We start from the raw sequence: 9,194 nt of genomic DNA, 5'->3' as shown, positions 1-9,194 counted from the left end.
GTGACCGGCTGTTTCGGAACAGGCGGAAAATCGGTCACGTTGTTAGCGAAATGAGCGGTCACGCGTTAGCGAAATGGGCGGTCACGATGTACCGAAACGGGCGGTCACGATGGGCCGAAATACGCACGCAAGACACTTGCTGACTCATCATCGAGCTATGCTGGGTCGACATCAAGGAGTCCATGTAGATGCCCAGTGAATACTCGCTATCAGATGTGCTGGAAAGGATGTACCAAAATCAGCTCGCCCTTGAAGCTGCTCTCATGGAGCTGACCCTCCAGGTCGAAGCCCAGGGGCATGCGGAGGTCGGGGACAACGTTCGTGGCGCGCTCTACACAATTGGTGAGAACGCTGGTCATATCAAACAGGGTCTAGCCCGGCTCAAAAAGCTCCCATGAGGCAGCCACTGTTCGATTTTGATCTCAAACGCGTTTCCCGCACGCACTACATCACTGGCAAGGCCGCGATCAACTTTCCGCACGCTGGAAGCACTACAGGTGGGTGGCATTTTCTGTCCTACTTTGACCGAGAAGCAGGGGCGGCGAAGGTGTCCCTGGCAGGTATTCACTATCCAGACACCACCGGTTTTTTTGATCACGCGGGCGTCATTGACGTCACTGAACAACTAGCCAAGCTTGGTTGGTTTGCAGAGGGGCGACGACTCTTCATGGCGGATCACTACCGAGCAGCAGCGGACATGGTTGTGAAATGGGCCCTGAGTGAGTCCAGGCACTGCAATGTCGAGGTCGCTGAATGGTTTTCATCACCAGAGTGCAGGCAAGAGCTACTCATGCTTTTAGATTTAGGAAAACCGAAGCTTCTCGAAATGGGCAGACTGCAAAAAATGGAAGCCTGGCTAATCTCGCACTGATGTCAGCGCCGCCCTTATTTTCTAGCCGTATTCAGCTCCCGACACAGCCGGGAATGCCGCCTCGAATTTCGTCACTTAGTCTCAAGTGCTGCCTGGACAAACCGTCCAGAATCCCCAGAATCTGATCGTCATTGAGCGCAAATTTGGGCACAAACTCCATGCCGACCGGCAAGCTATCGTGAGGACACATCAGTGCTCCCTTACCCTCACCGAACTGCTGGCTGATGAAGGTTTTGAGGTTGCTTGGCGTTTTAGTGGCGTAGGCGCTTCGGAAGATCGACAGGTCGCAGAGGACACCTGCGAGCATTACCCAGGCGTGACCGTCCCACTTGGCGTCCACAAACTCTCCCTCGTAGGTTGCCCCTGGAATGTTCCCCCTGCATTCGAAAGCATACTGGCCGTTAATCAGCAGGTCTCCCAGGACGACAACTGCGGGTATCCCTTGAGATTTGAGAATTGCAGTGAAGCCAGCACTGACCATGACGCAAGAACCAAATGATGGAGGGATCGATTCGAGCGTTTGCCTAGCGGCACTAACGATCACATCAGGATCGGTAATTTGAAACTCCGCGTAATCGGTATAAGCCTGCGCGCCTCGGTCGCGGATGATAATGTCTACTAGAGTTGAAGGCACAAAGAGTCCTTGAGTATTTGACACCGGCTTGAAGGTATCTTTCATTGGGTTTTGGCAAAACTAGCCTTGCTGATTGCTTCAGCACAGGCGGAAAAATCTATGATGCTGACGACAGGCCGGAATTGCGACGGCGCTAATACCTGTAATCAACCCATAGATTGATACGATGCTTCACTGAGCGACTGCCAGCGCAGCACTCTCATCCTGATGTTGCACTGGGTTTGACGTATTTAAATCGAGCGTTGCCTGTTCTTGGATCGATAACACCTTAGCGAGCAACGTGTCGGTTGGCAGGTTGTCATATCGTTCCTCCAGCGTCTTACGCAAGCGCATCAGTCGCAGGTTAGCCGTGCCCACAAGTGCCCCATAAGTCGTTGCTCTGACTTGACCATATTTGCGCGAGTCATCACCTACAGTTTTCTCGGTACCCACTCCCGATGCAATTGACTGTCCGACCACCCAGGCCGTGACAAAGGGCGCGCCATTTACATATCCAGAATTAGCAATATCCTGCACATAACCGTCGGCCTGATTGACCTCGTCCCGCTTGATTTTGAATCCCCCTCTCTTCAGCTCGATCAGAAGGATGTTCTGCATCTGCGCGATGGTCGGGTCTTGCGGATCAAATCGCTCTATACCCACCAGCTGCACCATGCTGCGATCAGGCAAGACAACAACGTCTGGGCGTTTTTTCTCGTTCTGAAACGATGCGTCCCCGTCGCCCCATAGCTGTTTGGCTACGCTTCGCAATGTGGTGTTCGAACAGTATTCCACTGATTCGAACTCCGGGCCGAAAAGCCAGCGGGATCGCAGGATCAGTGGGTGGAGGGTGTGGAGCTCATCTGTGTTCGGATCCTCTGCCAGCCTAGCAATGGCCTCTATGACGCTCAGTCTGTCATCTATCTCATCCAACACGCGAAGTGCGTCTTTGACAGACCAATCAGCCAACAACGTATCGAGTCCCTCAACATCCTTTGTATCTAGGTTGGCGAGTTTATGAAGGAGCGCAGCCCCACTCTTGGACTTTTCCAGATTGATCACCGCTTTGACTGCTGTCGCCAAAAACTCCGGAGATACCATCGGATGCGCCTGAGCAACAGCTTTGGTAAATTCAGTGACTTCGAGCTGCGCCCCCTGGCCCAACGACTTGAGTTCAGCACGATTCTGGACAAGAGCGTCTTCTGAAGTGGACTCGACAACTTCTGCTGCTAACTCATCAGCAACCTGACTGATGTGGTCGGCTGTAGCCTGATACAACTCTTTTACTGCTGGCGTTGTACGAAATCCTGTCCAGTCCGCAAGTACGTGATCCTCGAAACCCAAAGTGTCGACGATGATCTTGTACCGTTTGGCGAATCGAGTTCGGCCATCGAAATTTGCTACCTGACCGATAGCCCATGTTGGATCACCGACAAGTCGATGATCTACCCAAAACGCAACGCCTTGATGAATCGATGAGTGATTCTGCTGAGTAGAATCAATAACGATCACCTTCGCCGTCCGCCCCTCACTGAGGGTCAGCGTGTGCGACCTGGCGTGCTGCTCAAGCTTTGCTAACGTCAGGGGGGTTCCATTAACTCGGATCTGAAATCCAGGATCGTGGATGAAGCGTGCTGCAAGAACGGTGATGATTTCTTCAAGGTCGGGCATTTTGCGATTGACTACAACCGACAACCTAGTGCCTTCACCCTCTCGCTCACTGAACTCTTCAGAGCGAACCACAAATGGACTCGGCCCTGATTCCGTACCCACGACAAATGTGCTGAGTATCCCATCTCGCCATGTTTCTACACGGTACTCATCCGCGAAACAGAGAAGTCCGTGGCGACCGACACCATTTCGGCCATAAGCTTTTCTGGCTTTACCATCCTTCCCTTTAGGAAACTCCACTTTCCAGCTTTGATGCTTCAGTCGGTTGTAGCGAAGCGTCATCCAACGCCGACTAAACTGTTTGGGCGTCATGCCATGACCATCGTCGATCACAGTCAAGGTGCCACCCAGTTCAGATGGAAGAAACAGTTCAACTAGACTTGCGCCTGCATCCCAAGCGTTCGCGACCAGCTCAGTAAGCGCCACCTGCGGTACATGGGCCACAGGCCCAAGCTCACGTAGAAGATAGTCCTCTTCAAACAAAGACAAACGACTAGATTCGTCGGACATGGACTTCCTCCTGGAAATTGCATAGCGCGGTTTGGGCTGGTAAGCGCAGTTTGTGCTGCTGATGCTACCTCAACGAATGGTGAGATGGGGAAGACTCGCACCCTCAGCGATCCAACTAACAATCCGGCGATTCAAGCTCCAATAAAGCGATATAGATGTGGACTCGAGAAGTGGAGCGCCTTGAAAACCGACTATGATGTCTCGGTGCATTGCCTAACAGGACGTCAAACAGCGCATGAATCTCCAGGCCCTTGGTGACAAGCTTCAACGCTACCGTATTCAGCTTCAGCGAACCGTTGACGAAGTCGCAGCTTTCACAGCAATCAACGTTGAGCGCCTGAGTAGTATCGAGAAAGGTGCGTTGGAGCCTACCGGAGACGAGGTGCTCATCCTTGCCGACTACTATCGATGCGACTTCAAATTCTTTATTTCAAACGAGCAGGTCGCCCCATTTGAGCAAACTGAAACGCTCTACCGGGCGCATGGCCGTGAGTTCTCGAAGGAAGATCGCTCTGCCATTCAAGAGTTTCTGTACATCTGCGAAACCGAAGAATTTTTAACCCAAGAACTCCGTGGTGCTGTCAGTACCTTTGCCTACACCCCACGGGGTAACTACTTCCTATCTCATGCCGAGGGCGCGGCAAAGGCATTTCGCCGGCAAATGGGTCATACAGACCGAGAGGTGCCCCGAGACATCTACTCCGAGTTTCGCTCAGTCGGTGTGCATGTGTTCCGGCGAAAGCTAGACAACTCCAAAATCTCAGGCCTCTTTGTGATGCACCCCGTCGCCGGCAAATGCATTTTAGTTAACTACACCGAGGACGTTTACCGACAGCGATTCAGTGCAGCGCACGAGATGGCTCACTGCATTTTTGATAGTGAAGAAGGAGCAAGCGTAACCATCCCGGGAGACAAAGACATCCGGGAGGTGCGGGCGAATAGGTTCGCCTCCTGTTACCTCATGCCTCCAGAAACGCTCAGCTTGCTTCCTGACCCAACTACTTGGTCTGAAGAGGAAGCTCAAGGATGGGCTAATAAGTTTCGAGTGAGCTGTGACGCCTTGGGTATAGCCTTGAAGGCCGCGAAGCGAGCCGACATTGATACCAGTCGACGAATCCGAGGTTACCGTGTTACTCGACAAGCCAAGATAGACCCCGAACTACCTGAGAGCCTCACCCTCCAGCAACGCGCGAGAAAAGTCGCTCTGCTCGAACGCGGTCTGTCCGACCATTACGTGAAGCTTTGCCTGGACGCACATAGCCAAGGCATCATCAGCCTCGGCAGGCTGGCCGAAGCTCTTCTCTGCGGCTATGGCGAACTGGCAGCACTTGCCTCTCTATATGGAAGGACAATACATGGCTATTGATCCATCGAAATTCCACAAGATCAATGTGGCCGACACCTGCTCGGTGTGGAACATTTTGTCTTCGCGCCGACTGTATGCGGCAGCTCAAGAAGCCAAGTGTGAGTTCTGCATGACTGGATTCGTCCTATACGAATGCCTGGTCAAGCCCCGCACAGCCGCCACCGAAGCAGACCTCGAGTTGAGAGAGCGCCTCAAGCAAGAGCAGACCAAGGGCAAATTCGCGTCCCATTCCTGCAGCATTGACGATCTCCAAGCCATCGCAGCCCTTGAAAGCCGAAAAAAACTCGGAAAAGGCGAGCTGTCGTCAATCGCCTTCGCAAGCAGAATCCGCCAAGCCTTCATCACTGATGATCGCAAGGCCAGAGCTCTCTCAGAAAGTGTTGCTCAAGCGATAACCCAGACAACGCCACACATGCATTCCTGGCTCATTTTCACCAATGTTCTTACAGATGCAGATCACCAGGTGGTTTTATCTCAACATATCGAAATGGGTGGCTCGCTGGCTACGCATCTGGAGACAGCTTACGGTATGGCGCTGCAGTGCCGGCTGAACATCCATGCTTCCAACAAGACACCAGATTTCGATGCCTTGCTTTGAAAAAGGCATACCGCAGAATGAGGGCGTTGAGGGCTGCGCCACTACTGCAGTAAGTGCGGGGAAAGATGGTGTTGGCCGTCTGACAATCGCAGAAACTGGCGAAGACTCGCACGCCCATTACCGTGCTGAAACGTCGCGATCACGTAGCGTGAATTCTCTGTGGTAAGTACCCAAAATCGGCCCTCGCGCTCCGCCTTAATCACGTCAGAAGTCCGGATCAGGTGACCGTCGCCGAACCGTCCATATTGGTCTTTGCGGTTGTGACCAAACACGACGCCTAATCCAGCACGAGCCTTTATGGATACTCCGCAGAGATAGGCTGTTATCGGTTTGTCGAAGCCTTGCGCCTGTGCTTTTAGGATTCGTGCAAGATCGAAATCTGTATGTCGTTTTCCATGAAGATTCACATCCACAGTGTTCAGCATAATTGCGCTCCTTTCGCAGCCAGTATGGCGTTACCAGGAAAACCACACGCAACCAACTGTGCTGGTATCGTGCAGGAATCTTGGTAAATCTCAGGCTGTACGAATCATGTTTGCGTGATAGATCGGACGAAGGTTGCTCAGCACATCAGTGTTGAAGCCAGGTTGGTGAGAGCTGTGGTATTTGGAGCCGGTCTCCACCTCTAGCAGGCACACAACACACTCGTTTTGGTCTTCACCAAGCGTCACTTTGGTCAGTTTCTCCATGCGCCAAACTCCCGTGCCATTCATGTGGGCAGGTGTGACTACTTGCACCTCTGTGATGATCGTCTCCGCGTCCTGGGAAATCAGCAGTTGCTGAAGCCGTGGTTCGCTGTCGATCATCAGAACCGCCTCTGAAATTCTGTCCTCGTACTTGGCCTGGACAGTTACGTGATACCAGTGATTACGAAGCACTTTGGATACCTGATGCCATTGGTACTGACCTTCACCAAACATACCTGGTAGACCGAGCATGTCGGCGTCGTGTGTTCTAAACATCGTATGTCCTTGGCCTGAACGGGCTCCGATATAGAGCGCAGTTAAAAGAGGGAGAAAACGTCTTTCAGGCTCGCGAGCTGTTCATGACCAGGGCCAATCAACACGTAAATAGAGTTTCTGGTCTCGAACGCAACACCGTCGTGGAGACCTGTGCACATGCTTGAACGAACCCAATCGCCGCGTTCGAAACGACCTTGGCTGTCCTCTGCCACGTTGTGAGCAAACAGGATCATCGGGAGCTGGCCCGCTGCTTGGCATTTGAAGAGTTCGTCGCGGGTGACTTCAATGCGAAATATTGTCCAGTCTCGAACCAAGCAGTAAGGCTTTTCGGGAAAACGTTGGTTCGCCAGCGCTCGTGCATCAGAGCTGCTCGACAGGCCTTCCAGTGGTGTACGTGGCCCCTTCATAAAGTCGGGTTCTACGACGCTAGCCATAAGGCTTCCCCTCAGTAATTACCATCAAATTGACAATTCAACTCTCTCTGCCCGCCGTTCACGATGGCTTGGCTGATCCACGACAGGGCTGCTTTTTCGTGGCCGTGGCGCATGGGTAAAGCTATTAAACCTCTAGATAAGCCCCAAGGCAATCATAACGAACCTGATTGGGCGTGTTATGAAGCGACTGGGTGTGGCTTTATCCTCAGATTTGGTTGGGGAAAATACCGATGGATGCGGCAGAAGCACTGGCTGTCGTGGTTCGTGGAATTCGCAGAGGCCAAGGTCTGTCCCAAGAGGACATCAACAATCTTGGGCGCTCTCATTTCAGCCGTATAGAGCGCGGAGAAGTCAGTATTGGACTCGACGTCCTGGTGAGGCTCGCCGGGATCCTAGACCTCGATCCGGCTACGCTCCTGCTGATGGCGACCTCCATGCAAAATCACGAGTCATTCAAGGACGGTCAGAAACGTCTTACGAAGCAACTCGCAAGAATTAGGAAGGCAGGGATCGATCTTGAGATTGAGTCGCAGGCTCGAACTGGAAAGCCACGTCCTGGGCGGCCAGCTCGTCCTGATGCGGCTAGAAATACCATTGAGGCCAATCGATTGAAGCAGTGGGGAATTTCTGTTGCTGAGATCGCGGAAAGGTTGGGGCTTTCTGAAGCGACTGTTCGTAGGTATTTGAAAACAACCAAGCCCGAACAGCCGTGACTTCTGGATGACCAGCACCAGGCTGAAAATGTCCCAAGAAGGTTTGCTGTGGAAGAGTGCTCTGCAACACCTTGGCCCGTAGGGCTTCATCACATCGTTGTCGAACTATGGACAAAGGCAGAGCCGCGAGCACGCGCAACCGTCGAGTACCTGGAAAGTCTTCACATTAGCAATGACGTGCTGAATATACTGAGAATTGCCCAAGCATCTGTCGGTGCGGTAGTACCTTACAGGCCACTAGAGCCAGACAGGATCGCGATCTATTCGGCTCACGCGGAGCATCTCGCCGACAAGTTGTTGAAGGCCATGCCAGTCGAAAAGCTGCCGCCCAGCTTGAAGGGGGCCAGGCTCGAGGTCGATCTAGGAATGTAGGTCGAGCAACGGGTGATTCATACATACTTCCAGAGGACACGCTGGAGCAGCCATCCTAGTAGAATTCGTCGAGCTGATTACGGCCCCCTTTGAGATGTTCTATGAACTCTGAATTAACTGAAGAAGAAATGCGTCGTGCGTTATTCGGTACGCCTCAGTCCGAGGAGCAGATGTCTGCTCCTGTAGTAGAGGAGCCAGTGGAAGAAGTTGTGCTCGCGAAACCGGTGGTCGCTCCAGCAGCCAAGAAGAAAGTAGCGAAAGCATTCACGCCCAGGTTGAGGGTCACGTTACGCGTTGGAAACGAGTTTGAAGGGAAAATGGTCGAGTTGATTCACGAGGCTGATACGTTGAGCTCATTGCTTGCTGAGCAGGAGGCTGTGAAGGCTGCTAGGAAGAAGTACAAGTACGTGGAAGTGGTATCGGTTAAATCCATGTAAATGCGCCAAATGACCTAATCGTGCAAAGGGTCGGCCCGTACATGGATCATTGATCAAACATCTTGCATGGCTAAAGGGCCTTCAGATCGCTTACATGCAACTGCTCTTGATGCCTCTTGATGCCATTGGCGCTGATGCTATAGGATCAGATCAGGAGATGGCATTCCTCCTTTAACCGCCTTCGTGCTGATGATGCCTACGTGAACCCTGGACAGGGTGCGTAGGTGCGTCTCCCTGTCCTCCATTTTAGGACAGGCTATGATCTTACCCTCCGAGTTTCCCTTTTCTTTCAGCGCGAGCCGCTTGCGAGTTAGTCCACTCAGGTCTGATGAGGTGGGCTCGCCATGCTGAAGTCATTAATGGTCATCGCCGTTGGCGCTTCACTTGGAGCCTGGTTGCGCTGGATATTGGGCATGAAACTGAATGCTCTGTTTCCTACGATTCCTCCAGGTACTGTGGTCGCGAACATGGTTGGGGGCTACATCATCGGCCTGGCCATCGCCTTCTTGGCCGCTTCCCCGTATGCGTACGGCCAAGTCATCTACCCAGCCCTGCAAAGCCAAGACATGGTGTGCACTTACATTTAAGTGGGCACCAGTTCTAGCCTTTTAAGCGGGTATTTCATGCAGCCAACACGCCGTTCCTAT

11 protein-coding genes, 1 pseudogene and 1 riboswitch are annotated in these 9,194 nt (G+C 52.7%); of the genes and pseudogenes, 7 read left to right on the top strand and 5 right to left on the bottom strand.

The window, feature by feature from the left end; genetic code table 11:
• Positions 1–188 precede the first annotated feature (188 nt).
• Positions 189–398, top strand: coding sequence for a hypothetical protein (locus GIW79_RS28850; protein WP_127649286.1), 210 nt, complete (start codon positions 189–191; stop codon positions 396–398).
• Complete coding sequence (locus GIW79_RS28845; protein ID WP_131670605.1) at positions 395–871, top strand: hypothetical protein; 477 nt, start codon at positions 395–397, stop codon at positions 869–871. The genes GIW79_RS28850 and GIW79_RS28845 overlap by 4 nt, the downstream gene beginning before the upstream one ends.
• Before the next feature lie 31 nt (positions 872–902).
• Here the strand turns inward: GIW79_RS28845 and GIW79_RS28840 are convergent, their stop codons facing one another.
• Both GIW79_RS28840 and GIW79_RS28835 read right to left on the bottom strand, forming a co-directional pair.
• On the bottom strand, positions 903–1,550 hold the full coding sequence (locus GIW79_RS28840; RefSeq protein WP_131670604.1) for a transglutaminase domain-containing protein: 648 nt from the start codon (positions 1,548–1,550) through the stop codon (positions 903–905).
• A 126-nt stretch (positions 1,551–1,676) separates the two neighbouring features.
• Positions 1,677–3,665 (bottom strand): ATP-binding protein, encoded by a 1,989-nt coding sequence (locus GIW79_RS28835; protein ID WP_131670603.1) that lies wholly within the window; start codon positions 3,663–3,665, stop codon positions 1,677–1,679.
• Between the two features lie 235 nt (positions 3,666–3,900).
• Here GIW79_RS28835 and GIW79_RS28830 point away from each other — a divergent pair, with 235 nt between their 5' ends.
• Together GIW79_RS28830 and GIW79_RS28825 are read left to right on the top strand one after the other, a co-directional pair.
• Positions 3,901–5,031, top strand: a complete 1,131-nt coding sequence (locus tag GIW79_RS28830; protein ID WP_131670602.1) for an XRE family transcriptional regulator — start codon at positions 3,901–3,903, stop codon at positions 5,029–5,031.
• On the top strand, positions 5,021–5,629 hold the full coding sequence (locus GIW79_RS28825) for a hypothetical protein (RefSeq protein ID WP_131670601.1): 609 nt from the start codon (positions 5,021–5,023) through the stop codon (positions 5,627–5,629). The genes GIW79_RS28830 and GIW79_RS28825 overlap by 11 nt, the downstream gene beginning before the upstream one ends.
• Before the next feature lie 41 nt (positions 5,630–5,670).
• Here GIW79_RS28825 and GIW79_RS28820 read toward each other — a convergent pair whose 3' ends face one another.
• The 3 genes from GIW79_RS28820 to GIW79_RS28810 all read right to left on the bottom strand — a co-directional run bounded on the left by GIW79_RS28820 (position 5,671) and on the right by GIW79_RS28810 (position 7,025).
• The gene (locus GIW79_RS28820; RefSeq protein WP_131670600.1) at positions 5,671–6,054 is read right to left on the bottom strand and encodes a hypothetical protein; all 384 of its coding nucleotides are present in this window, start codon (positions 6,052–6,054) and stop codon (positions 5,671–5,673) included.
• 90 nt (positions 6,055–6,144) lie between these two features.
• A complete protein-coding gene (locus GIW79_RS28815; RefSeq protein ID WP_131670599.1) occupies positions 6,145–6,591 on the bottom strand; it encodes a hypothetical protein in 447 nt (148 codons plus the stop codon).
• A 41-nt stretch (positions 6,592–6,632) separates the two neighbouring features.
• On the bottom strand, positions 6,633–7,025 hold the full coding sequence (locus tag GIW79_RS28810; protein ID WP_131670598.1) for a DUF6957 family protein: 393 nt from the start codon (positions 7,023–7,025) through the stop codon (positions 6,633–6,635).
• A 230-nt stretch (positions 7,026–7,255) separates the two neighbouring features.
• On the opposite strand from GIW79_RS28810, the gene GIW79_RS28805 reads away from it, so the two are divergent.
• The 3 genes and pseudogenes from GIW79_RS28805 to GIW79_RS28795 form a co-directional block, all read left to right on the top strand.
• Entirely contained in the window at positions 7,256–7,738 is a 483-nt protein-coding gene (locus GIW79_RS28805; protein WP_131670597.1) for a helix-turn-helix domain-containing protein, read from the top strand.
• 473 nt (positions 7,739–8,211) lie between these two features.
• Positions 8,212–8,547 (top strand): hypothetical protein, encoded by a 336-nt coding sequence (locus GIW79_RS28800; protein WP_131670596.1) that lies wholly within the window; start codon positions 8,212–8,214, stop codon positions 8,545–8,547.
• A 144-nt stretch (positions 8,548–8,691) separates the two neighbouring features.
• Positions 8,692–8,753: riboswitch (Fluoride riboswitch) on the top strand.
• 138 nt (positions 8,754–8,891) lie between these two features.
• Positions 8,892–9,068, top strand: a pseudogene (locus tag GIW79_RS28795) (CrcB family protein); the annotation flags it as partial.
• Between the last annotated feature and the right edge of the window lie 126 nt (positions 9,069–9,194).

The sequence above is a fragment of the Pseudomonas sp. PA-7-1E genome (genome assembly GCF_021605325.1).
GTDB lineage: Bacteria > Pseudomonadota > Gammaproteobacteria > Pseudomonadales > Pseudomonadaceae > Aquipseudomonas > Aquipseudomonas fluorescens_BV.
This window is presented reverse-complemented; position numbering and strand designations above follow the sequence as displayed.